Raw genomic sequence first — 23195 nt, forward strand, 5'->3', positions numbered from 1 at the left:
CGAATGACAATTCAGGCACATCTTGTTGAATTGGAGCGGAAACACAAACTTCTCGAAAACGAATTGCACGAAGCTCTTGTGCACCTTTCAACAGACGACCTGCAAATTGTTGAGTTGAAGCGACGGAAGTTGATGGTCAAGGACCAGATCGAGCGGTTGAAGCACGGCGCTGACGACACGCTCCACTAATAACCCCCGTACAAGCGTTGGCCTGATCTCGCACCCTTCGCGCAGGGATGAGAGCTGTTGCGCTCATCCCGCGTCGAGGTGCGAAGCGTTGTGCGATTAACTTCGCGCGACGACGTCTAGATGTTTGCGAGCTCGGCGACATGGTCGGCGATCGCAAGCGATGATGTCAGGCCGGGCGATTCGATACCGAAGAGATTGATCAGGCCGTCCACGCCGTGGTCGCGCTCGCCCTGCATCAGGAAATCCTGCGTGGCTACCGCCGGCGGGACGATCTTCGGCCGTATGCCCGCATAGCTCGGCATCAACGCACCATCAGGCAGGTCCGGCCAGTATCTGCGGATCGCCGGGTAGAATCGCTCTGCGCGCGCGGGATCGACGGCATAGTCGATCGTTTCGATCCACTCCACGTCGGGGCCGAAGCGCGCCTGGCCCGCCATGTCCAGCGTCAGGTGTACGCCGAGCCCGCCGGGCTCGGGCACGGGATAGATCAGCCGCGAGAACGGCGCCTTGGCGCTACAGCTGAAATAGTTGCCCTTGGCGAGATAGGCCGGCGGAATCCGGTCGAGCGGCATGCCGTCGATGTTGCGCGCCACCGTCGTCGCCGAAAGACCTGCCGCGTTGACCAGCAGGCTGCATTGCAGCGTCATCGGCGCCTCGCCGCCGGCATCGATTTCGATGATGCCGCCTGACGCCTTGGCGCGGATCAGCGGCGTGTGAAACGCGAACGCAACTCCAGCCGCTTCGGCCTCGCCGCGCAGCGAGAGCATGTAGGCGTGGCTGTCGATGATGCCGGTCGACGGCGAGAGCAACGCGGCATCGCAAGCCAGCGCCGGCTCCAGCGCGCGCGCGGCATCGCCCGCGAGCATCTGCATGTCGAGCACGCCATTGGCCTCGGCATGCGCCTTGATCGATTGCAGCTTCTCGGTCTCTTTCGGATTGGTCGCGACGATCAGCTTGCCGCAATTTTTGTGCGGGATGTCGCGCTCGGCGCAGTAGCGGTAGAGCGCATGCTTGCCGCTGACGCACAGCCGCGCCATCCAGCTCCCGGCCCGGTAGTAGATCCCGGCATGGATCACCTCGCTGTTGCGCGAGGAGGTGACGGTGCCGATGGCCTCCGCCGCTTCCAGCACGATCACCTCGCGCCCGGCCTGGGCGAGCCGCCGTGCGACCGCGAGCCCGACCACGCCCGCTCCGATGACGACGCAGTCAACTCTATCCATGGTGGCGCGACAGGTCCGTGAGCGGCAGGGCCGAGAGACCCGGGAAACCGCACCCAAGGCGGTTGTCCGTTAAGGAAGAATTTATCATGTCAGGCCAATTGCCGTATCTGGCATCACATTTTTCTGTCGTGCTGACAGGCGTTTACCCGATCCCAACCCGTGAGGCCAGACAATCCGGAGTTGAAATCGCGGGTGGCTGATGGCTGACAAGAACTGGCACGCGAGCGGCACGACATCTGTGCAGGCCTTGGTGTGCCTGGCCTGCACGGCTGCGCCCGCGCGCGCCTTTGCGTTGTCCGACCATTTCGCCCCGCAGGGCTATCTCGGCAGGCTCGATCCCAATCTGGTCTGGGAGGCGCTGCTCGGCGGCATCGCCGTGTGCTCGTTCCTGGCGGCCATCGTGCTGTGGATCCACTCGGCATTGCGACGGGCCAGGCGCACGCAGCTGAGGCGCAATGCCTTCGTCTCGTCGGCGCTGAACAATCTGAACCAGGGCGTGGTGATGACCGATGCGCAAGCGCGGATCATCTTCTGCAACGACCGCTATCTCGAGATCTACGGGCTGGCGCGGTCGGATCTCTGGACCGACATGGGCGGAGCGGATCTCCTCAGGATTCGTCGCGACCGCGGCGTGCTCGGGGTGAGCGACAACGAGTTCTACGAGAAGGCCGCAAGCTCGAACGGCCTGATCACCGAGCTGCCCGACGGGCGGGCCATCCTGGTGAAATATTTCGTGCTGCCGAACGGCGGCTCGGTGGCGACGCATCTCGACGTCAGCGAGCAGCGCACCCTGTCGCGGCAGCTTGCCTCCACCAAGCAGTTCCTGGAATCGGTGCTCGACAACGTCCCGGTCTGCGTGGCCGCGAAGAACATCGAGGACGGCCGCTACATCTTCGCCAACCGCGCCTTCGAGCGCTTTTCGCGCTACTCGCGCGACCGCATCGTCGGCAAGCGCGCCGACGAGATCTTCCGCCCTGCCACCGCGGCTAGCATCGCGGCGGCGGATCGCGCGGCGCTGGCGTCGACCGAGGGGCAGTACCGCAGCGAGATCAAGGTCGAGCGGGGCGCGGAGAGCCGCATACTGTCCTCGGTCCGCGTGATCGCCCGCGACGAGAACAACCAGCCCGAATTCCTCATCGCCCTGTTCGATGACGTCACCGATCGCCGCTCGCTCTCGGAGGAATTGGAGAGCACCAAGAAATTCCTCGAGCTCGTGGTCGACAACATTCCGGTCGCGCTGATCGTGGAGCAGGTCAAAGACGGCCGCTATCTGCTTGCCAATCGCAGCGCGGAGGCGATCCTCAACCGCAAGCGCGAGGATGCCACGGGCCTCACCGCCTCCGATATCTTCAACGCCAAAGAGGCCAAGCTGATCATCGCGCGCGACGAGGCCGCGATCAAGAAGCGGGGGATGATCACCGAGGAGCATCCGATCTCGACCAAGGATGGCCTGCGGCTGTTCCTCACCCGGCGCGCCACCGTGCTCAGCGATGCCGGCGAGCCGGAATATCTCATCAAGACCCACGAGGACGTCACCGACCGCCGCCAGACCGAGTCGCGCATGGCGCACATGGCCTATCACGACGGCCTGACCGACCTACCCAATCGTGCCGCCTTCCTCCAGGCGCTGACGCAGATGATCGAGGCCTGCGAGGGCACTGACGAGGAGTTCGCCGTGCTCTGCATCGATCTCGACGGGCTGAAGGAGGTCAACGACGTCTTCGGCCATGCGCTCGGCGACAAGCTCCTGGTCGAAGTCGCCCAGCGGCTCCAGAACGCTGCCCGCGGCGGCGTGGTCGCGCGGCTGTCCGGCGACGAGTTCGGCCTGATCATCGACGGCAAGCAGCCGGACGCAGGCCTGGCGCTGGCGCACCAGCTTGGTGAAGCCATTGCCCAGGAATTCCAGATCGACGGCCGCGCGGTGCGCGCCGGCGTCACCACCGGCATGTCGGTCTTCCCGCACAACGGCGCGGAAGGTGCCTCGCTGCTCGCCAATGCCGGGGCGGCGCTGTTCCGTGCCAAGCAGAAGTCGCGCGGCACGATCAGCCTCTACCAGCCCGAGATGGACCAGCAGATCCGCGACCGCCGCGTGCTGCACCAGGATCTGTCGAAGGCGATCAAGAACGGCGAGCTCTCGCTCGCGTTCCAGCCGCAGGGCGTCGCCGGCCACACCGTCGCCGAGAGCGAGATCATCGGCTTCGAGGCGCTGGCGCGCTGGCAGCATCCGGTCCGCGGCCAGGTCTCGCCGGCCGAGTTCATTCCGATCGCGGAGGAGAGCGGCCTGATCGTCGAGATGGGCGAGTGGATCCTGCGCCAGGCCTGCGGCGAGGCAGCCTCCTGGGCCAAGCCGCTCCAGGTTGCGGTCAACCTGTCGCCGGCGCAGTTTGCCCATGGCGACGTGGTCGGCCTCGTCCACTCGATCCTGCTGGAGACCGGGCTTTCCCCCGGCCGGCTCGAGCTCGAAATCACCGAGGGCGTGCTGATCGAGGATTTTGATCGCGGCCTCGCGCTGCTGCGCCGCCTGAAGGCGCTGGGCGTGCGCATCTCGATGGACGATTTCGGCAGCGGCTATTCCTCGCTGAGCTATCTCCAGGCGTTCCCGTTCGACAAGATCAAGATCGACCGCGCCTTCGTGATCAATCTCGGCCGTAATCCGCAATCGGCCGCGATCGTGCGCGCCGTGATCGATCTCGGTCATGGCCTCGAAATGTCGATCATCGCCGAAGGCGTCGAGACGATCGAGCAGCTCGCCTTCCTCGCCAAGGAGGGCTGCGACGGCGTGCAGGGCTATCTGCTCGGCAAGCCCTTGCCGATCGGGCAATATGCCCGCCTCATCGGCCGCGCCGAGACGATCGAGCTTGCGCTCAAGACCGGCTAAAGCGCTGATCGCGCTTCAGTCGGCTGTTTGCGCATAGTCTCGTCGGAAAATCGCTACACACTTTTCCGGATCATGCGCTAGTGATGGCGAAGTCCCTGCTTCGTTCGCTCACGACGGCTTCATGGCGGATTACGACCTCGCGATCATCGGCGGTGGCCTGAACGGCGTCAGCATCGCGCGCGACGCCGCCGGACGCGGCCTTCGCGTCATTCTGTTCGAGCAGGGCGATCTCGGTGGTGGGGCCTCCTCGGCAACGCCGCACCTGATCCATGGCGATCTCTCGGTGCTGGAGCGTCGCGGCTTCCGTCGCGTGCGCCGGGCGCTGGCCGAGCGGAAGGTGTGGCTCGCGATTGCCCCGCATCTGGTCCGCCCGATGCGCTTCGTGATCCCCGCGCATTCCGACGAACGTCCGCCCTGGCTGCTGCGCGCCGGCCTGCTGCTCTACGACCGCCTCGCAGGGCGCGGCGGCCTGCCGCCCTCCGCGACCATCGACATCACGCATCATCCGGTCGGCAATGCCCTGAAACGGCCGTTCGGCACCGCCTTTGAGTATTCGGACTGCGTCGTCGATGATTCCAGGCTCACAGTCGTCACCGCGCTGGATGCGGCGGAGCGTGGCGCGGTGATCTGTACCGGCGCGCGCTGCGTGCGGGCCGATCGCACCAATACCTGGCGGCTCGCCGTCGTCGATCGCGGCCACCGCAGGGTCGTCACGACCCGCGCGCTGGCGAACACCAGCGGCGGATGGAGCGTGAGCGTTGCCGAGACCGTGCTCCGACAGCCGCCACCGCGCGCGGGCGCTGCCGTGCAGATCAGTCAGATCGTCGTGCCGCGGCTGTTCGAGTCCGACAATGTCTACGTCTTCCAGAACAGCGATGGCCGGCTGATCTTCGCAAGCCCCTTCGAGCGTGATTTCACCCTGATCGGCACCGTCACGCATGCCTTCAAGGGCGATCCCGCGATCGTTGCCATGCCGGCGGCCGACGTGGCCTATCTCTGCGAGGCCGCCGGTCGCTATTTCCGCGAGCCTGTCGCGCCGGTCGATGTGGTGCGGACGCTATCGGGCGTCAATCTGGCGCCCGAGGCGGGGCGTCGGCGGGAGCTCGCGTTCGATGCGCGGCGGCGCAAGGCGCCGCTGCTCACGATGTTCGGTGGCGACGTCACGACCGCGCGGTGGCGCGCGGAGCGCGCGGTGACCAGGCTGACGCCGTTCTATCCGATGTCGCGGCCCTGGACGGCGGCGGCGGTGCTTCCGGGCGGGGACTTTCCCTGGCAGGGCTTCGAGGCGGAAGTCGATGCCGCGCGCGACCGCTGGCGCTTTCTCTCCGAGGCGCAGGCGCAGCGCCTGGTCGGTGCCTACGGCTCGCGGCTGCCGGCCGTGCTGGGCGAGGCGACGAGCCGTGCCGAGCTGGGGCCGGCTTTCGGTCCCGAATTGACGGGAGCCGAGGTGCGCTACCTCATGCAGACCGAATGGGCCCGTTTCCCCGACGACATCCTGTGGCGCCGCTCCAAGCTCGGCCTGACCATGCCGCCCGGCGATCGCGACGCACTGGCCGCGTTCATGGCGAATGCGGTGTGAATGATGGGCATCGAACCGGTTGAGCCGGCGGCGTTCCGCCGCTAAAGCATGATCCGGAAAAGTGTGAAGCGGTTTTCCGGAAAGATCATGCGCAAACAACAACCTAAAGCGCGATGACAATTCATCCTAATCTCATCGCGCTTTAGCGTGCGGCGGCATTGGGGCCGGCAGGGAACATGGCTGACGAACGCGAGGGGATCAAGGTGGCCGCTGCGGCCAAGCCTCATTTGGCTGCGGACCAGCCGCTGCTGCGCATTGACGGCGCGGTGAAGGATTTCGGCGCGTTCCGCGCCGTTGACGGCGTGTCGCTCGACATCGGGGCCGGTGAGTTCTTTGCGCTGCTCGGTCCCTCCGGCTGCGGCAAGACCACGCTGCTCCGGATGCTGGCCGGTTTCGAGGCGCCCGACCAGGGGCGCATCCTGCTTGGCGGCAACGACATCGCGCAGGCATTGCCGCATGAGCGGCCCATCAACATGATGTTCCAGAGCTACGCGCTGTTTCCGCATCTGTCGGTGCGGGACAACATCGCTTTCGGCCTGAGGCGCGCCGGCATGGCGCGTGGCGATATCGCCGCGCGCGTGGCCGAGATGGTCGCGCTGGTGAAGCTGGAGGGGATGGAGAAGCGCAAGCCGGACCAGCTCTCCGGCGGTCAGCGGCAGCGCGTCGCGCTGGCGCGTGCACTGGCGCGCCGCCCGCAGCTGCTCCTGCTCGACGAGCCGCTGGCGGCGCTCGACAAGAAGCTGCGCGAGAGCACGCAAGCAGAGCTGATGGAGCTGCAGCGGCGGCTCGGCATGACCTTCATCATCGTCACCCACGACCAGGAGGAGGCGATGACGATGGCAACCAGGATCGGCGTGATGGACGCCGGCAAGCTCGTCCAGGTCGCGACCCCGCGCCAGCTCTACGAGGCGCCGCGCTCGCGCTGGATCGCGCAGTTCGTCGGCGACATCAATCTGTTCGAAGGCGAGCTGCAATCGTATGATGGTCATCGCCTGACCATTGTGACCCGCGACGCCGGTCCGCTCGTGGTCGTCGAGCCTCGCGTGCCGGTCGGCAAGGCCAAATTGTCGGTCGCAATCCGTCCCGAGAAGGTCAAACTTTCGCGCCGTGAGTCCGGTGGTCATGCGGACCAGGGGCCTGCGATCAACCGGCTGGAAGGCACGGTCAGCGACGTCTGCTATCTCGGCGGCAGCACCACCTACACGGTGAAGCTCGATGCGGGTGGCACGGTGCAGTCCGCGATCGCGAATACCGTGCGCCGCGACGCCGATGCCTACGGCGTGAACCAGCGCGTGGTGGCCTGGTTCACGTCCAATGATTGTGTGGTGCTCGAGCAATGAGCGCGCGCCGCATCTTCGCAAGGCCCGCGCGCTTCGCCGCGATCGCGCCTTACCTCTGGATGGCGCTGTTCTTCCTGGTGCCGTTCGGCTTCGTGCTGAAGATCAGCCTGTCGCAGACCGCGATCGCGCAGCCGCCCTACGAGCCGGTGTTCGACCTGACGGCGGGATGGGCGGCGATCAAGGCCGCCTTCGGCGCACTGTCGATCGACAATTTCAAGCTGCTGGTCTCCGACGACCTCTACGTGTTCGCCTACGTAAGAAGCCTCACCGTCGCGATCACGGCGACCGCGATCCTGCTCGTGATCGGCTACCCCATCGCCTATGGCATGGCGCGGCTGCCGACGCGCTGGCAGGCGGTGGCGATGGTGCTGGTGATCGTGCCGTTCTGGACCTCGTTCCTGATCCGCATCTACGCCTGGATCAACATCTTGCAGCATGACGGGCTCTTGAACAAAATCCTGCTCGCTTTGCATCTGGTCAGCCAGCCGGTGGTGTGGCTCTCCACCGACAGCGCGATGTATCTCGGCATCGTCTATTCCTACCTGCCGTTCATGATCCTGCCGCTCTATGCGACGCTGGCCAAGATGGAGCCGGCGCTGGAGGAGGCGGCCGCCGATCTCGGCGCGCCGCCGGGGGCGGTGTTCTGGCTGGTCACCTTTCCGCTGTCGCTGCCCGGCGTCGGCGCCGGTGTGCTGCTCTGCTTCATTCCGATCGTCGGCGAGTTCGTGATCCCGGACCTCTTGGCCGGCTCCAACTCGCTGATGATCGGCCAGACGCTGTGGCTCGAGTTCTTCACCAACAAGGACTGGCCGGTCGCGTCCGCGGCCGCCATCATCCTGCTGGTCGTGCTGCTCGCACCGCTGCTGCTCTACGAGCGGGTCCAGCGCCGGCAATTGGAGGAGCGGTGAGATGCGCAAGCTCGCTCGCCTCTCCCGCTTCAACGTCGCCTCGCTGGCGCTGGGGCTCGCGTTCCTTTACTTGCCGATCCTCATTCTCGTCATCTATTCCTTCAATGCCTCGCGGCTGGTGACGGTGTGGGGCGGCTGGTCGCTGCGCTGGTATCGCGAGTTCTTCAATGACGGCGCCATGATCGAGGCCGCCTGGATGAGCCTGCGCGTCGCTGTCGCTTCCGCCAGCATCGCGACCGTGCTTGGAACGCTGGCCGCGGTGGCGCTGTCGCGCGGCGAAGGATTTCGCGGCCGCACGCTGTTCTCGGGCATGCTCTATGCGCCGCTGGTGATGCCCGAGGTGATCACGGGCCTGTCGCTGCTGCTGCTGTTCGTGGCGCTGAACGCGGAGCGCGGCTTCTGGACGGTGACGATCGCGCACACCACGCTCACCATGTGCTTCGTCGCGGTCGTGGTGCAGTCGCGCCTCGGCTCGCTCGATCGCTCGCTCGAGGAGGCCGCGATGGACCTCGGCTGCAATCCCGTCCGCGCCTTCCTTTTGGTTACGCTGCCGCTGATCGCGCCCGCGATCGTGGCCGGCTGGATGCTGGCGTTCACGCTGTCGCTGGACGATCTCGTGATCGCGAGCTTCACCACCGGCCCCGGGTCGGCGACGCTGCCGATCCGGATCTATTCCGAGGTGCGGCTCGGGGTGAAGCCCGAGATCAACGCCATCTGCACGCTGGTGATCGGCCTGATCGCCATTGTCATCGTCATTGCCTCGCTCGCCTCGAAACTGTCGAGCTCGCAAGGCGAGAGCGCGGCGCCGCTGTGAGCAGGAAGCAATCATGACCTTTGCCTATCAGATCGTGATCCACACCCCGGTCTGGGTGTTCGCGCTGCTCGCCTTTCTGGTGTGGCAGGGCATCAAGGCCATGCAGCCGCGCACGACGCCGATCTGGCGCGCCTTGATCGTGCCGGTGGTGTTCATCGTCTGGGGTATCTCGCGGATCGGCTTCGGGCATCAGGACAGCGCGTGGCCCTTGGTTGCCTGGATCGCGGCGGCGCTGGCGCTGCTGCCGCCCGGCATCCTGACGCCGCGTCCGTTCGAGGTGGACCACAAGAGCGGCGAGATCATCCGGGCGGGCAGCGTGTTCCCGCTGGTCCGCAATCTCATCGTGTTCGGTTTGCAATATGCGGTCGGCGTGATCTCGGCGATCGATGCGAGCGACCGCGCGCTCGCGATCATCGTCGGCCGCGCCGTTTCGGGCGCGACCGCAGGCTATTTCATCGGCTCGACGATCGCGCTCCTGGTCGCCTATCGCAGGAAGCGCGCGGCGGATAGTTAAGACTTCACCGCACCTGCGGTGAGCCCGCCCACCATGTAGCGGCGGAAGGCGTAGTAGATCGCGGCCGGCGGCAGCGCGTAGATGAAGCCGGTCGTCATCAACAGCTCCCACGGCGAGTCGTCGGCGGCGAGGAAGTTGCCGAGCGCGACGGGAAGCGTGATCTCTTTGTCATTCGACAGCAGCAGGAACGCGTAGAGATATTCGTTCCATGCCAGCAGCACCGCATAGGTGCCGATCGCGACCAGCGAGGGCATCATCAGGGGAAGATAGACCAGTCGGAAAATCTGCAGCGTGGTGGCGCCGTCCATCACCGCGGCTTCATCGAGCTCGACCGGCAGCTTGTCGGAGGCCTGCTTCAACACCCAGATCGCGTAAGGGCTGGCGATCGTCACCATCGCCAGGATCAGCGACCAGTGATTGTTGAGCAGGCCGTAATTGCCCATGGTCCGGTACATCGGCACAGCGAGGAAGGCCGCCGGGATGAAGTAGGTGAAGAGCGCCAGATTCATCACCACGCGCCCGCCGGGCACCTTGAGCCGCGAGATCGAGAACGCCGCCGCGGTCGCGATGAACAGCGTCAGCGCGCCGACGGACGCCGCGATCACCACCGAATTCCAGAACTGGATGTAGAAGTCGCGCAGGAAATAGTGCTGCTGGTTGAACACGATCGAGAAGTTGTGCAGCGTCGGGTGGTCCGGCCACAGCTTTCCGGAGAACGCGTCCTCCTTCGGGGAGATCGCGAACAGGAACATGTGATAGATCGGCACCATCGTCCAGATGAACACCGGAATGCCGATCAGCAGCAACTTTGCTTCGGTCGCGACTTCGCGCAGGGTAGGGAGCTTCATCGCGACAACCGTTTCATCATGAAGTACACGAGCGGCAGGACGAACGGCATGGCGCAGACGATGGAAGCCATCGCGAGCGAGAGCTGGTCGAGCCGGAGATAGCGGATGCCGAGCGTCGACAGCACATGCGTGAGGTCGGCCGGGCCGCCGCCGGTCAGCAGGTAAACGCTATTGAAGTCCCCTAACGTCCAGATCATCGAGAGCAGCGTGCAGGTGACGTAGAGCGTCTGCATCGACGGCCAGGTGATGTAGCGGAATTTCTGCCACCAGCTCGCGCCGTCGACCTCGGCCGCCTCGAACAGATCGTGCGAGATCGCGAGGCGTCCGGTGATCAGGATCAGCGTCCAGAACGGCAGCGATTTCCAGATGTGCACGCCGATCGCCATGGTCAGCGCGACGGTCGGATCGTTCAGCCAGTTCGGGCCGTCATCGCCGGTGAGCGAGAAGATGAAATGATTGACCATGCCCCATTCGGGATTGAGCATGAACCGCACCGACAGGATGGTCGGGATCGACGGCACCGCCCAGGGCAGGATGAAGATCACCGAGAGCCATTTGATCCAGGTGCGCTGCTGCGCGAAGAAGCCGGACAGGAACAGCGCGATCAGCATCTTGATGTTGATGCCGATGACCAGGAAGATCAGGGTGTTGACCGCGGCGCGCGCGAAGATCGGGTCGTTGTAGAGCGCGACATAGCTTGCCGGGTGGCGCGCCAGCCACAGGCCGTAGCAGACGGGATAGACGACGAAGGCCAGGAAGACCAGGAAATAGGGCGCGAGCAGCACGATGCCCCAGACCTGCGCCGGGGTCAGCCGCGACGACAAAGGCGGCGAAGCTATCGATTGATCGCCAGAGAGCGTGATCGCCATTCTTCTCGAACTCTTCTCTTTTCGAACTCTTGAAAGAGATGCCGGCCGCGAAACGCGGCCGGTGCTGTTCTTGCACCTCTCCCCGCGAAGCGGGGAGAGGTGAGGATCACTTAACCCACGACCTGCTTGATACGGGCGATGAGCTCGTCGACGGCCTTGTCGACCGGGACCTTCTCGCTGACCACCCGGTTCATCGCCTTGGCCCAGACGTTCTCGTTGTTCAGGATCGTGAACTTCCAGTTCTTCGTGAAGTCGAACGGCGCGGTGCCGCCCATGAACTGATTGTAGACCGCCTTGCGGTGCCGGTCAGCCTGCCAGAACGGGCTCGCCTGGCTTTCCTTCGTCACCGGGAACCAGCGCCCGAGCGCGCCCTCGATGTAGGGGCGGACGTTCTCTTCCTGGAGCAGGAAGCTGATGAACTGCTTGGCCTCCGCCTTGTTCTTGGCCGCGGTGAAGATCAAGCCGGTCTTGACGTCGGAGCGGTAGCGGATGGTCGATCCATCCGGCGCCTTCGGGAAGGACGCGGTGATGATGTCCTCCTCATAGGCCTTCTTGCCGGCCGCGCGCTGTTCCGGCGTCAGGTTCTGGTTGGTGGAGTCCTCGAACCATTTCGCCGCGATCGAGATCGTGAAGTTGTGGGTCATCACGATCGTCTTGTTGTGGAACGCGACGTTGTTGTCCGGATCCTTCCAGGTCGTGGAGGAGGGCGGCGTGCAGCCCTTGATGTAGGTGTCGGTGTAGTCCTTCATCGCCTTGATGAGGTTCTCGCGCACCTTGGGATCGTCGACCAGCAGCTTGCCGTCGTCGTCGACCAGCTTGACGTGGTAGGCGTCCATGAAGGTGTAGAACGACTGGAAGGCGTCGGTGGATTCCACGCCCATCGGCTGGCCCACGGCATAGATGCGCTGGCCGGTGGCTTTGCGGATCGCCGGCTGCACCTTGTCGCACCAGAACGACCAATAGCCTTCCCAGTCGGTCGGGATGTCGCTCTGCTTGAAGCCGGCCTTGTCCAGCATGTCGCCCCAGATCTGGACGTGCATGCTCTGCTGCTTCAGCGGAAAGCCGTAATAGGCCTTCTTCTTGGCGACGTCGTTGTAGAGGATCGAGGCTTCCAGCGTGTTCGGTGCGAACCTGTCCTTGATCGGCTCCATGACGTCGGACAGATCTTCGAGCTTGCCCTCATAGGCCCACTTGCCCTGCGCCTGCACGTCGTAGGAATCGGAATAGGCGACATCCGGCACGGTGCCGGCATCGAGCGCGGCCACCGTCTTCGGAATCATGTCCTGGATCGCATACTGCGACAATTCGACCTTGATGCCGGTCTTGGCTTCAAACTTCTTGATCGTATCGATGAGCGCGTCGTCTTCGGAGCGATAGAAGCCCTTGCCCCACCAGACCGTGATGGTCTTCTGCTGGGCAAACGCGGGTGCAGTGGCTGCAAACAGCCCAACCGCAGCGACCGCGAGTGATAGTGCGCCAATAACCCTTGATTTCACGTTTTTCTCCCTCAAAGCGCCGGTGTTTTAACCGGTTGGCTAAAACACTAGCGCATGGGCGTGGCCCGATCTAGCGGCATCTTGTCAGACCTAGGTCGAGGGGGATTTCGTCGCGAACAGTCTTAACGCCGCGCATCGATCCAATCGACGCATCAATTCACGGCCATCAATTCGCGCCCTGTGTCTCTGACGTCTGATTCACGCAACGTCATTCCGGGGCGCGACGAAGTCGCGAGCTACGATGCGCGATTGCGCATCTGAGAATCCATTCACCCACGTACCCTGGGGTCCGACGGATTCCGGGCTCCCTCGCTCTGCTCGGGCCCCGGAATGAAGGAATGGGCTGTCGGAGTCACAACGCTAATTGGATTTCGCGCCGTCCTTGGCGCCGTCCTTGGCGCCTTCCTTCGCGTTCTCCGCCGTCGGCGCGGCATCGGGTGCGGCGGGCTTGGCGCCGGTGAAGCGCTCGAGCACCGAGCGCACGGCGTCGCGCGTCTTGGGATTGCGCACGGATTCGAGCAGCGGAGCTGACGCCGGCGAGCGGCGGATCAGGCTTTCCGGATCGGGGAAGATCAGCGGATCGTCCCAGGGCCCCTGCACCACGAAGGGCAGCTCGAAGCCGCTCGTGCCGTTCAGGCTCGCCACGCCCTTCATGTCGTATTCGCGCGTCGGCACCGAGGCGGTGCCGGTCAGCGTGATCTTCGCCGTCGGTCCCTCGATGTGGATGTCGTCAGCGGTCGCGATTCCCTCGGCGAATTTCACCGCCACCGTGAGATTGTTGTAGGGCGTCGAGCCGTTGCGGAAATTGCCGCCGCCCGACAGCGGCCGCCGCTCCAGCCGCTTCAACAGTTGCTCGGCGTTGAAGCCGGAGATCGCGCCGTCGTGCCCGATCACCGAGGCAGTGCCGTCGAGCGATTGCACGAGGCCGAACGGGCTCGAGCCGGAGGCGATCAGCGACACGTTGATGTTGCCGCGGCCGGACAGCTTGTTGATGCCGAACAGCTCGGACGTGCAGGCCTGCAAATCGACGTCGGTGAACTGGAATTGCGCCTTGACGTCGGCGACCGTGTCGGAGCGCGCGATGCCGAACGAGCCCCTCGCAATGCCGCCATAGACCTGCGCCTCGCCGACCGAGAGCGCCAGCGTGCCGTTGCGCAAATTCGCGCCGATCGCGGTGCGGCCGAGCTTCGACGGCCCGACCGTCAACCGCGCCGCCGACAAGCGCATGTCCAGATCGGTGGTCGACAGACCGTTGAGGTCGAACAGCTGCCTGTTCCAGTCGCGCGCGCCGCTCGCCAGCAGGCGGAAGGTCGAGATGTAGGGCGTGAAGTCGAGCGCGTCGGCGGCGAGCGTTGCCTGGAGCGTCTGCCGGCCGTTGTTGGCGTAGGTCATCACGCCTTCGGCGACGTTGCCGTCGAGCTCGACATTGACGTTGGTGAGCGCGATCGACGCGCCCACCACGTTGGCGCGTGCCTTGAGCGCGAAGCGGCCGAAGCCGCCGCTGGCCGGCTGCGGCTGGCCGGCCCAGCGCAGCGCGTTGCGTAAAGAGGGGCTGTCGATCGTGAGCGTGCCTTCCATCATCGGGCTGGTGCGGTTGGCGACGCTGCCGTCGAAGGCGAGCTTGAGCGGCGGGCTGGTGATCCGCGCCTTCAGGCCCGAGCGGTCGCCGGACAGCGCTGCGACGAAATCAGAGAAGCTGATCGAGCCGTCGACGCGCTCGCCGCGCCAGTCGAACTGCCCGGTGGCGGCAAAGGAGCGCGAGATCGAGGGCCAGGCCAGTGAGAGGTCGATGTCCTCGAACTTTTCGCTGCCGTGGCTGGCGAGGTCCTCAAAGTCGAGCACGCCGTCCTGGACCCTGATCTCGGAAAACGACACCTGGTTGTCGGCGCCCGGCTTCATGGTGCGCGCGATGGTCTGGATGAAGGGGGTCCAGTTGCTGTCGCCATTGGCCTCGAGGCTGACGTGGATATGCGGCCGCAGCAGCATCAGATCGGCGATCTCGAAGCGCTGGAGCAGGAGCGGCAGCAGCCGCAAATTCGCGGTGAGCACCTCGACATGCAGAGCCGGATCGCTGTGCCCGCCGGGGCCCTTCAGGCTGACGTCATGGAAGGAGACATAGCTCGCCGGCAGCACCGAGATGTCGATGGCCCCTGCGACATTGAGCTCAAGCCCGGTGACGGCGCGGATCTGGCCCTCGACCGCCTTGCGCAGCGCGTCGCGGTTGATCAGCCAGGAGGTCGCGACCAGGGCGATCAGCACGATGCCGAGCAGCGCCGCAATCGGCGTCCCCAGGCGCTTCATTCCTTGGGCCATCGTCAATGGCATGTCCTGATCGGGTTGTTGTCGGGTGCTCAACCGGGAGCCAAACGCGCCCCACGCACAAGTTCCGCAACTTGATGGGTTTTCTTGTCGCTTTCAAGGCCGGGGAGGCGGTTATGCCCACCGCGTGGGCAGCTCTATCATCGGGCCCAGGCGGGCGAAACCCCGTATCATTGACGGCTCAAGACCATTTCGCCTAATAATCCCGGCCAACAACGGGCGTAACGCCTCACACCCAAGGTTTCCCGCATGAACAAGGTCTATCCCGACGCCAAGTCGGCTCTCGATGGCATTCTCAAGGACGGCATGATGATCATGTCGGGCGGTTTCGGCCTCTGTGGCATCGCCGAGGCGCTGTCCGACGCGATCCGCGACTCCGGCGTCAAGGGCCTGACGGTGGTCTCCAACAATGCCGGCGTCGACGGCATCGGGCTCAGCCGCCTGCTGGAAACCCGCCAGATCAAGAAGATGATCTCCTCCTATGTCGGCGAGAACAAGCTGTTCGCCCAGCAGTACCTCGCGGGCGAGCTGGAACTCGAATTCAACCCGCAAGGCACGCTCGCCGAGCGCATCCGCGCCGGCGGCGCGGGCATCCCGGCCTTCTACACCAAGACCGGCGTCGGCACGCTGATCGCCGAAGGCAAGGAAGTGAAGGAATTCGACGGCCAGAAGTACCTGATGGAGCGCGGCCTGTTCGCCGACCTCGCCATCGTCCACGCCTGGAAGGGCGATACCGCCGGTAACCTCATCTACCGCAAGACCGCGCGCAACTTTAACCCGATGATGGCGACCGCCGCGAAGATCACCGTGGCCGAGGTCGAGCATCTGGTGCCGGCCGGCGAGCTCAACCCCGACCACATCCACACGCCCGGTCTTTTCGTGAAGCGCATCGTCGAGGTCGGCACGGCCAAGAAGCGCATCGAATTCCGCAACACGCGCCCGCGCCCGAGCGCATGATCCGGAAAAGTGGACACCGGTTTTCCGATCAGATCATGCGCCACTAAAGAATCGACAGGAGCACAACGATGGCCTGGACCCGTGAACAGATGGCCGCGCGCGCCGCGAAGGAATTGCGTGACGGCTACTACGTCAACCTCGGCATCGGCATTCCGACGCTGGTCTCGAACTACATCCCCGACGGCATGGACGTCAGCCTCCAGAGCGAGAACGGCATGCTCGGCATGGGACCGTTCCCCTATGAGGGCGAGGAAGACGCCGACCTCATCAACGCCGGCAAGCAGACCGTGAGCGAGCTGCCCTCGACCAGCTATTTCTCGAGCGCGGATTCCTTCGGCATGATCCGCGGCGGCCACATGGACCTGTCGATCCTCGGCGCCATGCAGGTGGCCCAGAACGGCGACCTCGCCAACTGGATGATCCCCGGCAAGATGGTCAAGGGCATGGGCGGCGCGATGGATCTCGTCGCCGGTGTCAAGCGCGTCGTGGTGGTGATGGAGCATTCCGCCAAGGATGGCGCCAAGCTCCTGAAGACGTGCAGCCTGCCGCTGACCGGCGAGCGCGTCGTCGACATGGTCGTCACCGATCTCGCCGTCTTCACCATCGATAAGCACGGCGACGGCGGCATGGCCCTGATCGAGCTCGCCGACGGCGTCACGCTCGACGAGGTCAAGTCCAAGACCGAAGCCGAGTTTCGTGTTGCGCTGAAGAATACGTAAGCGGGCGCTTCAAGAAATAGCTAAACGGCCGGGCATGTTCCGGCCGCTTTTGTTTGTGTCGTCGCTGACTCGGCTTGCATGGTCCAGGGCCGCGCGGTTTTCATGCCTGAGACTGTCATGCCCCGGCTTGACCGGGGCATCCAGTGCGCCGCGGCTTATCCGTATCCTATCGCCGCCTTTGGAATACTGGATCGCCCGCTTTCGCGGGCGATGACACCGAGGGTATGGTGCGAGCGTGCCCCAATCTCGCTCCATCCGGGCTACACGGCGATGATCGCGGCTACGACCTCGCCGCTAACCCCTTGCCCAACCGCTGCGACACGCTCGCCACCCACGACGTCTGCTCGCGCACCAGGCGAAAGCCGAGATTGGCGGGCGGGACGCCTTGCGCACAGCCGCCGGCGCGGGCGTCGCGGATGAAGTCGGTGACGTAGGCACGGTGAGCGCCCTCGGCGATGCGCACGCCGCAATTGGTGGTCTGTCGGCCCGGCTTGCCGTTCTCGTCGACCCGCTCGCGCACGAAGCAGGTCGAGGTCCATTCCCAGACATTGCCGGCGAAATCGGACACGCCGTGCTCGTTGAGGCCGAACTTGCCGAACGGATAAGTCGCGGTGTCCGAGAGGTCGCGCTCGGATTCGCGATCGTAGCGGCTGATCCAGCGCCTTGAGGGATCGGCGGCATCGACCGGCGATCCGTCATCCCTGAACTTGCTGCCGGCGGCAAAGGCCCATTCCTCATCGCTCGGCAGACGCCAGGTCCTGCCCGTCTTGCGCGACAGCCATCCGGCATAGGCTTGCGTATCGTGCCAGCTCACCTGCACCGCGGGGCGATCGGGTGCGACCACGACGTCGCGGTCGAGCGCCCGGCACGCGCCGTCCTGCACGCAGAGCTGATAGTCGGCGGAGGACACCTGCTGCTGCATGATCGCAAGCGGCCTTGCCAAGCGGATGTTGCGCAACGGCGCCTCCGCCTGGTGCCCCGCGCGGGTGAAATCGCCGGCGGCGCGGTAGGTGAAACTGCCGGCGGCGATCTCGACGATCGCCGGTTCGCCCGGCGCGCCGCGCGTCGTGACATCGCCGACCAGAGGCGCAACGGCCAGCGGCGTTGCGAATCCGGCGACGCAGGCGAGCGCCAGCTTGAGTTTGAATGCAATCAGCATGGTAACCCCCGAAAGAAGAAGGGGCCGGTGATCGCCGGCCCCTTGCCGCGATCAGTTGGTCGGGGCCGGGATTTCCGCAGGCGCCTTCACCTGGGTCATCAGGTCGTCGTTCCATTTGCCTTCGACCTTGAAGTGGGCGGTGGCGCCGAGGTCGGCGGCCTCGATCAAATTATGCGTGACGTAGGCGTAGATGCCGGGCTGCAGGAACTTGTACATCGCCGCTCCCGCCGAGCCGCCGCGGATGAACCAGGTCTCGAGCCCGGTCTCCGGAGCATTGGAGAACTTGCCGGTCTCCCAGACGTAGTCGCCATGGCCGCCGATCAGATGCGGCCGGCTATCGCGATTGGCCTGCGAGTGCACGATCAGCACGTTCTCACCGACTTTGGCAGTCAGCGCGTTCTTGCCGGTGAGCGCGCCGACCTTGCCGTTGAACACGACGTGGGAGGGAATCAGCTTCTTCTTCACCTCCTCGGTGTCGGTGTAGGCTTCGCCCGGCGAGTCATAGGACTTGAAGTTGCCCTTCTCGTCGCGCGGCACATACATGTCCTGCTCGCCGATGTAGTAGACCTTGTCGTATCTCAGCGCGTGGCCCTTGCCGTCGTTCAGCCCGTCGCGCGGCAGCACCATCACGGCGCCGTTCATGCCGGAGACGACGTGCCAGGGAATCATCGGGCCGCCGGGCGCGCAGTGATAGACGAACACGCCGGTACGGGTCGCCTTCCAGCGCAGCACGACCTGCTCGCCCGGGTTGACCAGCGTGAGTTCGCCGCCGCCGAGCGCGCCGGTCGCGGAATGGAAGTCGATGTTGTGCGGCATGGTGTTGGTCGCGGGGTTGACCAGCGTCAGCTCGACATAGTCGCCTTCATGCACGACCATCAGCGGCCCGGGCATCGAGCCGTTGAAGGTCATGGCCTGGAAGGTGGTGCCCTTGTCGTCGATGACGACCTTCTTCTCCTGGATCGTCATCGTGAACTCGACGATCTTCGGGCCCTGCGTCGTGGCCTGCTCGTGAGCGTGCACGAAGGGCGGCGCGACCAGCTCGACCTTCTGCCGCGGCAGCTTGAGATCATTGGCGGCAAAGGCGGGTGTCGCCAGCATGAGGGCGGTCGCGGCGGCGCTGATCAATGCGGCTCTGCGGGTTAACATCGGAAGCATCCTTCATCTGAAAAGGTCTTGATGACGGGACCCACTCTGCGCTTCCTGGTGCAAGGGAGTTTGTGCTGCGACAACCTTCCGCCTGATTTGCCTCCGGAGCAGTCCTTAGGTTGGTTACCGCAGCAGGATCGGTGATTGCCGCTGTACTTTGAGCGAGCGCAAGGTGGACCGGCCAAATCCGGGCTAGCCAAGGACTTGCGGGGCGCGCGTCCCGTCCAAAACCAGGATTGAATCAGGACATGAGAGCGGATCTCGCGGCGAGCTATGGCGACGAACGTCTGCCGCGCTATACGAGCTACCCGACTGCTCCGCACTTCTCGCCCGCGGTCGGCGCCGAGGCTTACGGCCAATGGCTCGCCGGGCTTCCCACCAATGTCAGCACCTCGCTCTATCTGCACGTGCCGTTCTGCCGAAAGATGTGCTGGTATTGCGGCTGTCATACCCAGATCGCCCGTCGCGACGATCTGATCGCCGCCTATCAGCGGACGCTGTGCCGCGAGGTCGAGCTGGTGGCCGACACCATCGGCCGCCGCATCAAGGTCGCGCACATCCATTTCGGTGGCGGCACGCCGACGATCATGGCGCCGGAGGCCTTCACCGAATTGATGGCGGCGATCCGGCAGGCGTTCTTCGTGCTGCCGTCGGCTGAGATCGCGATCGAGATCGATCCGCGGACACTGACGCCGGAGATGACCGACGCGCTGGCGCTCGCCGGCGTCAACCGCGCGAGCCTCGGCGTGCAAAGCTTTGATCCGCGCGTTCAGCTTGCGATCAACCGCGTGCAGAGTTTCGAGCAGACCGCAGCCGTTACCCGGAACTTGCGGCGCGCCGGCATCAAGGGCGTCAATTTCGATCTGATCTACGGGCTGCCGCACCAGACCATCGCCTCGTGTCTGGACACCGTGCGGCGCAGCCTGGAGCTCGAGCCGGATCGCTTCTCGGTGTTCGGCTATGCCCATGTGCCGAACTTCAAGAAGCACCAGCGCAAGATCGACGAGGCCGTTCTGCCCACAGGCCCGGCGCGTCACGACCAGGCCTGCGCGATCGCCAATGCGCTCAAGGAGGCCGGCTATGTGCAGATCGGGCTCGACCATTTCGCGCGGCCGGACGATGCCATGGCGCTGGCCTTCGCGAGCCGGACGCTGCGCCGCAACTTCCAGGGCTACACGACCGATGTGAGCGACGTGCTGCTCGGCTTTGGTGCCAGCGCCATCGGCCATGTGCCGCAGGGCTATGTCCAGAACGAGGTCTCGATCGTCTCGTATGCGAAGGCCATCGAGGCCGGCCGCCTCGCAACCGTCAAGGGCTACGCGCTGACCGGCGACGACCGGCTGCGCGCCGACATCATCGAGCGCATCATGTGCGACTACGGCGCTGATCTCGGCGCGATCTGCGCCCGGCATGGCGCGAGAGCCGATGCGATGCTGCAATCCGCGCCGCGGCTGAAGACGCTGATCTCCGATGGCGTGGTCAGGCTCGACGGCAACCGGCTCGCGGTCACCGGGGATTCCCGCTTCCTCGTCCGCAGCGTCGCTGCCGCCTTCGACGCGCATCTGGACGCCGCCAAGCAGCTGCATAGCCGGGCGGTGTGACTCACCTCTCGTCATTCCGGGGCGCGCCACTTGGCGCGAGCCCGGAATCCATTGCTCCGTTTAGCTCGCTGCACGATCGATTGCGAGCTCGCGCTGACGCGCCCCCTGGAATGAGGGCGGAGGAACCGGCGCGAGCTTGCGCCTCGACAAAGAGCATCTCGACAAAGCCGCTACCTTCTCATCGGAACGGAGTCCCTCATGCCCTTCCGATCTGACGATCTCGTCGACGACATCATGCGCTCGGCGCCACATACGATCCGCGTGTTCCTTGAGTTCAGGATGGCGTGCGTCGGCTGTCCGATCGCCTGCTTCCACACCGTCGACGATGCCTGCCGCGAGCATGGCATCGATCGCGCAAAATTCCTCGCCGCGCTGTGCGAAAGCGTTCCGGCGTGATCAGCGTGCCGAGCCGCTATCCGCGCTCTGCTCGGCCAGCACAAAGATCTTGTGCGGCTCGCGCAGGATGATGCGCTGGCGGCCGCTTTCGACGAGGCCCTGGCTCTCCCAGCCGCTCAGGATGCGGCTCACGGTGTGCAGCGTGGTGCCGGTCATCTGCGCGATGTCCTGGCGGCTGATCGGAAAATCGATCTCGATGCCGTGGTCGAGCTTCTTGCCGGATTGCTTGGCAAGCCGCAGCAGCGCATGGGCGACGCGCTGCTCGACCTGTTGGGTCGACATTTCCAGCATGCGGGTGTGGCTCTCCTGCAAGCGCGTGCCGACCGTTTGCAGCGTGTTGGTCGCGAGGGCCGGAAACTTTTGTACCAACCGCGGCCAGGCACCGGTTGGCCAGGCCAGCACGACGCTGTCGTCCACCGCGGTGGCGGTCGCCGGATATTGCGTGAGCCCGATCGCCATCGCGAGGCCAAAGGTCTCGCCGGGCGCCACATAGCGCACCACGATCTGCTCGCCGGTCGGCGTGGTCTTGGCGGCGCGGACATGGCCGTGCAGCAGCAGGAAGAAGGAATGGGCGTCCTCGCCTTGCACGAAGACCGCACTGTTCTTCGGATGACGCGACGAGCGCGCCTCGCGCAGGATCTCCTCGAGCTCCTCGTTCGTGAAGCCGGCAAACAGCGGCAAATGCGCAACCAGCGACGGGTCGACCTTGGCCATTCTGCCTCCATGGCGCGAACTTTTCAGGATTTTGTGATTGCACGCCATTCGGCCGGCAATTTGCGTTAGCGCAAAACTCGGCCGCCCCGTGCCGGTATTTTTGTGTGCAAAGCCTGATCGAACCGGAGTTTTTGTCACATGGCTGGCGCCCGTTCCCGTACCCACCAAGGCTGGCCGCTGCTGGCGCACAGCTTTCGCCCGTTCTTCCTGCTGGCCGCGATCCAGGCCGCAATCTCGATCCTGGTCTGGCTGCCGCTCTTCTACGGCGAGCTGTCGCTGAGTTCCGCATTTGCGCCGCGCGACTGGCATGTGCATGAGATGCTCTACGGCTTCCTGCCGGCGGTCATCACCGGATTTCTGTTCACGGCGATCCCGAACTGGACTGGGCGGCTGCCGATCCAGGGCACGCCGCTCGCGGCACTGGCGATCGTGTGGCTCGCGGGCCGTATCGCGGTGACGTGCTCGGCCGGGCTCGGTTGGGGCTTTGCGCTTGCGATTGATGCCGCGTTCCTGGCGCTGGTCGTCGCCGCCGCCTTGCGCGAGATCGCCGCGGGCAAGAACTGGCGCAATTTGCCGGTAGTGATGCTGGTGGCGCTGCTGCTCGCTGGCAACGCCGCGTTCCATCTGGAGGCGCATCTTGAGGGCGCCGCGGACTACAGCATCCGCATCGGCATCAGCGTAGTCGTGCTGCTCCTCTCGCTGATCGGTGGCCGCATCATTCCGAGCTTCACGCGCAACTGGCTGGTGAAGATGAATCCCGGCCGCCTGCCGGTGCCGTTCGGCCGCTTCGACGGCGGCGTGATCGCCTTGAGCGCGCTGGCGCTGCTGTGCTGGATCGCGAGCCCGCTGAGCGCGATCACCGGTATCGCTATGGCGCTCGCCGGCGTGCTGCATATCGTGCGCCTCGTTCGCTGGGCGGGCGACCGCACCACGCGCGAGCGGCTGCTGCTGATCCTGCACATCGGTTACGCCTTCGTGCCGCTCGGCTTCCTCTTACATGCGGCAGCCAGCTTCGGCGCGCTGCCGGCAAGCGCGGGCATTCACGCCTGGATGGCGGGGGCGGCCGGTGTGATGACGCTCGCGGTGATGACGCGCGCAAGCCTCGGCCATACCGGACAGGCGCTGACGGCCTCCGTCGCGACGCAAGCGATCTACGCCGCGATCATCGTGGCGGCGCTGGCGCGGGTCTGTGCGGCGGTCTCGCCTGCGCATGGCGAGGTGCTGCTGCATGTTGCGGCATTCGGCTGGATCGCGGCGTTCGCGGGGTTTGCGATAGCCTTCGGCCCGCTGCTCGTCGGCAGCCGCTGGCGCGCGCTGGCAATCCCGCGCGCGGCGGTGCCGGCGCGGTAAAGCAGGATGAGTCCGGCTGTTGCTACGAAGGAGATGCGCTCCCTCCCCCGCTTGCGGGGGAGGGTTGGGGAGAGGGTGTTTCCGCATCGGGAGTCTTCAAGTGGAGAGAGCCCCCCGCGCCTACGGCGCGACCTCCCCCGCAAGCGGGAGAGGTTGAACGAGCCCGCGGCCCGATCGAT

The 23195-nt window shown here is 65.1% G+C and carries 20 protein-coding genes; 12 read left to right on the forward strand and 8 right to left on the reverse strand.

What is annotated here, in order from left to right; translation table 11 throughout:
• The first annotated feature begins 3 nt into the window (after positions 1-3).
• On the forward strand, positions 4-189 hold the full coding sequence (locus QQL28_RS22790) for a YdcH family protein (RefSeq protein WP_283039728.1): 186 nt from the start codon (positions 4-6) through the stop codon (positions 187-189).
• A gap of 116 nt (positions 190-305) precedes the next feature.
• On the opposite strand, the gene QQL28_RS22795 is transcribed toward QQL28_RS22790, so the two are convergent.
• A complete protein-coding gene (locus QQL28_RS22795) occupies positions 306-1409 on the reverse strand; it encodes an NAD(P)/FAD-dependent oxidoreductase (protein WP_284268879.1) in 1104 nt (367 codons plus the stop codon).
• 199 nt (positions 1410-1608) lie between these two features.
• On the opposite strand from QQL28_RS22795, the gene QQL28_RS22800 reads away from it, so the two are divergent.
• The 6 genes from QQL28_RS22800 (at position 1609) to QQL28_RS22825 (ending at position 9442) form a co-directional block, all read left to right on the forward strand.
• Positions 1609-4287, forward strand: a complete 2679-nt coding sequence (locus QQL28_RS22800; protein ID WP_284268880.1) for a sensor domain-containing protein — start codon at positions 1609-1611, stop codon at positions 4285-4287.
• Positions 4288-4408: 121 nt separating this feature from the next.
• The gene (locus QQL28_RS22805; RefSeq protein WP_284268881.1) at positions 4409-5866 is read left to right on the forward strand and encodes a glycerol-3-phosphate dehydrogenase; all 1458 of its coding nucleotides are present in this window, start codon (positions 4409-4411) and stop codon (positions 5864-5866) included.
• Between the two features lie 176 nt (positions 5867-6042).
• Entirely contained in the window at positions 6043-7206 is a 1164-nt protein-coding gene (locus QQL28_RS22810; protein WP_284268882.1) for an ABC transporter ATP-binding protein, read from the forward strand.
• The gene (locus QQL28_RS22815; protein WP_284268883.1) at positions 7203-8114 is read left to right on the forward strand and encodes an ABC transporter permease; all 912 of its coding nucleotides are present in this window, start codon (positions 7203-7205) and stop codon (positions 8112-8114) included. The genes QQL28_RS22810 and QQL28_RS22815 overlap by 4 nt, the downstream gene beginning before the upstream one ends.
• A 1-nt stretch (position 8115) precedes the next feature.
• Positions 8116-8928, forward strand: coding sequence for an ABC transporter permease (locus QQL28_RS22820; RefSeq protein ID WP_284268884.1), 813 nt, complete (start codon positions 8116-8118; stop codon positions 8926-8928).
• Between the two features lie 13 nt (positions 8929-8941).
• Positions 8942-9442: a DUF6622 family protein gene (locus QQL28_RS22825; RefSeq protein WP_284268885.1), complete on the forward strand. Its 501-nt coding sequence runs from the start codon at positions 8942-8944 to the stop codon at positions 9440-9442.
• On the opposite strand, the gene QQL28_RS22830 is transcribed toward QQL28_RS22825, so the two are convergent.
• The 4 genes from QQL28_RS22830 to QQL28_RS22845 all read right to left on the reverse strand — a co-directional run bounded on the left by QQL28_RS22830 (position 9439) and on the right by QQL28_RS22845 (position 14968).
• Positions 9439-10290 carry a carbohydrate ABC transporter permease gene (locus tag QQL28_RS22830; protein ID WP_284268887.1) on the reverse strand — a complete coding sequence of 284 codons (852 nt, stop codon included), beginning with the start codon at positions 10288-10290 and terminating at the stop codon, positions 9439-9441. The two genes, QQL28_RS22825 and QQL28_RS22830, sit on opposite strands and share 4 nt — an antisense overlap.
• Complete coding sequence (locus QQL28_RS22835) at positions 10287-11159, reverse strand: carbohydrate ABC transporter permease (protein WP_284268889.1); 873 nt, start codon at positions 11157-11159, stop codon at positions 10287-10289. Before QQL28_RS22835 ends, QQL28_RS22830 begins: the two co-directional genes overlap by 4 nt.
• Before the next feature lie 110 nt (positions 11160-11269).
• On the reverse strand, positions 11270-12655 hold the full coding sequence (locus QQL28_RS22840) for an ABC transporter substrate-binding protein (RefSeq protein WP_284268891.1): 1386 nt from the start codon (positions 12653-12655) through the stop codon (positions 11270-11272).
• Between the two features lie 360 nt (positions 12656-13015).
• Positions 13016-14968 carry an AsmA family protein gene (locus QQL28_RS22845; RefSeq protein ID WP_284269127.1) on the reverse strand — a complete coding sequence of 651 codons (1953 nt, stop codon included), beginning with the start codon at positions 14966-14968 and terminating at the stop codon, positions 13016-13018.
• 255 nt (positions 14969-15223) lie between these two features.
• Here QQL28_RS22845 and QQL28_RS22850 point away from each other — a divergent pair, with 255 nt between their 5' ends.
• Positions 15224-15931: a CoA transferase subunit A gene (locus QQL28_RS22850; RefSeq protein WP_284268893.1), complete on the forward strand. Its 708-nt coding sequence runs from the start codon at positions 15224-15226 to the stop codon at positions 15929-15931.
• Between the two features lie 68 nt (positions 15932-15999).
• A complete protein-coding gene (locus QQL28_RS22855) occupies positions 16000-16650 on the forward strand; it encodes a CoA transferase subunit B (protein ID WP_284268895.1) in 651 nt (216 codons plus the stop codon).
• 280 nt (positions 16651-16930) lie between these two features.
• Here the strand turns inward: QQL28_RS22855 and QQL28_RS22860 are convergent, their stop codons facing one another.
• Complete coding sequence (locus tag QQL28_RS22860; protein ID WP_284268897.1) at positions 16931-17809, reverse strand: SUMF1/EgtB/PvdO family nonheme iron enzyme; 879 nt, start codon at positions 17807-17809, stop codon at positions 16931-16933.
• A 51-nt stretch (positions 17810-17860) separates the two neighbouring features.
• Positions 17861-18955, reverse strand: coding sequence for a copper-containing nitrite reductase (gene nirK, locus QQL28_RS22865; RefSeq protein WP_284268898.1), 1095 nt, complete (start codon positions 18953-18955; stop codon positions 17861-17863).
• 248 nt (positions 18956-19203) lie between these two features.
• Between nirK and hemN the strand changes: the two genes are divergently transcribed.
• A complete protein-coding gene (gene hemN / locus QQL28_RS22870) occupies positions 19204-20556 on the forward strand; it encodes an oxygen-independent coproporphyrinogen III oxidase (protein ID WP_284268899.1) in 1353 nt (450 codons plus the stop codon).
• 198 nt (positions 20557-20754) lie between these two features.
• On the forward strand, positions 20755-20952 hold the full coding sequence (locus tag QQL28_RS22875) for a DUF1858 domain-containing protein (RefSeq protein WP_027525198.1): 198 nt from the start codon (positions 20755-20757) through the stop codon (positions 20950-20952).
• Here the strand turns inward: QQL28_RS22875 and QQL28_RS22880 are convergent, their stop codons facing one another.
• Positions 20953-21666 carry a Crp/Fnr family transcriptional regulator gene (locus QQL28_RS22880; protein WP_284268900.1) on the reverse strand — a complete coding sequence of 238 codons (714 nt, stop codon included), beginning with the start codon at positions 21664-21666 and terminating at the stop codon, positions 20953-20955.
• A 138-nt stretch (positions 21667-21804) separates the two neighbouring features.
• Between QQL28_RS22880 and QQL28_RS22885 the strand changes: the two genes are divergently transcribed.
• Positions 21805-23016, forward strand: coding sequence for an NnrS family protein (locus QQL28_RS22885; protein ID WP_284268901.1), 1212 nt, complete (start codon positions 21805-21807; stop codon positions 23014-23016).
• Positions 23017-23195 lie beyond the last annotated feature (179 nt).

Origin of the sequence: Bradyrhizobium iriomotense (assembly GCF_030160715.1) — a bacterium.
In the GTDB taxonomy this organism is placed as follows: domain Bacteria; phylum Pseudomonadota; class Alphaproteobacteria; order Rhizobiales; family Xanthobacteraceae; genus Bradyrhizobium; species Bradyrhizobium iriomotense.

Coding starts and splice junctions, on each gene's coding strand:
- QQL28_RS22790 (WP_283039728.1), top strand. CDS start 4: ATGACAATTCAGGCACATCTTGTTGAATTGGAGCGGAAACACAAACTT.
- QQL28_RS22795 (WP_284268879.1), bottom strand. CDS start 1,409: ATGGATAGAGTTGACTGCGTCGTCATCGGAGCGGGCGTGGTCGGGCTC.
- QQL28_RS22800 (WP_284268880.1), top strand. CDS start 1,609: ATGGCTGACAAGAACTGGCACGCGAGCGGCACGACATCTGTGCAGGCC.
- QQL28_RS22805 (WP_284268881.1), top strand. CDS start 4,409: ATGGCGGATTACGACCTCGCGATCATCGGCGGTGGCCTGAACGGCGTC.
- QQL28_RS22810 (WP_284268882.1), top strand. CDS start 6,043: ATGGCTGACGAACGCGAGGGGATCAAGGTGGCCGCTGCGGCCAAGCCT.
- QQL28_RS22815 (WP_284268883.1), top strand. CDS start 7,203: ATGAGCGCGCGCCGCATCTTCGCAAGGCCCGCGCGCTTCGCCGCGATC.
- QQL28_RS22820 (WP_284268884.1), top strand. CDS start 8,116: ATGCGCAAGCTCGCTCGCCTCTCCCGCTTCAACGTCGCCTCGCTGGCG.
- QQL28_RS22825 (WP_284268885.1), top strand. CDS start 8,942: ATGACCTTTGCCTATCAGATCGTGATCCACACCCCGGTCTGGGTGTTC.
- QQL28_RS22830 (WP_284268887.1), bottom strand. CDS start 10,290: ATGAAGCTCCCTACCCTGCGCGAAGTCGCGACCGAAGCAAAGTTGCTG.
- QQL28_RS22835 (WP_284268889.1), bottom strand. CDS start 11,159: ATGGCGATCACGCTCTCTGGCGATCAATCGATAGCTTCGCCGCCTTTG.
- QQL28_RS22845 (WP_284269127.1), bottom strand. CDS start 14,968: ATGGCCCAAGGAATGAAGCGCCTGGGGACGCCGATTGCGGCGCTGCTC.
- QQL28_RS22850 (WP_284268893.1), top strand. CDS start 15,224: ATGAACAAGGTCTATCCCGACGCCAAGTCGGCTCTCGATGGCATTCTC.
- QQL28_RS22855 (WP_284268895.1), top strand. CDS start 16,000: ATGGCCTGGACCCGTGAACAGATGGCCGCGCGCGCCGCGAAGGAATTG.
- QQL28_RS22860 (WP_284268897.1), bottom strand. CDS start 17,809: ATGCTGATTGCATTCAAACTCAAGCTGGCGCTCGCCTGCGTCGCCGGA.
- nirK (WP_284268898.1), bottom strand. CDS start 18,955: ATGTTAACCCGCAGAGCCGCATTGATCAGCGCCGCCGCGACCGCCCTC.
- hemN (WP_284268899.1), top strand. CDS start 19,204: ATGAGAGCGGATCTCGCGGCGAGCTATGGCGACGAACGTCTGCCGCGC.
- QQL28_RS22875 (WP_027525198.1), top strand. CDS start 20,755: ATGCCCTTCCGATCTGACGATCTCGTCGACGACATCATGCGCTCGGCG.
- QQL28_RS22880 (WP_284268900.1), bottom strand. CDS start 21,666: ATGGCCAAGGTCGACCCGTCGCTGGTTGCGCATTTGCCGCTGTTTGCC.
- QQL28_RS22885 (WP_284268901.1), top strand. CDS start 21,805: ATGGCTGGCGCCCGTTCCCGTACCCACCAAGGCTGGCCGCTGCTGGCG.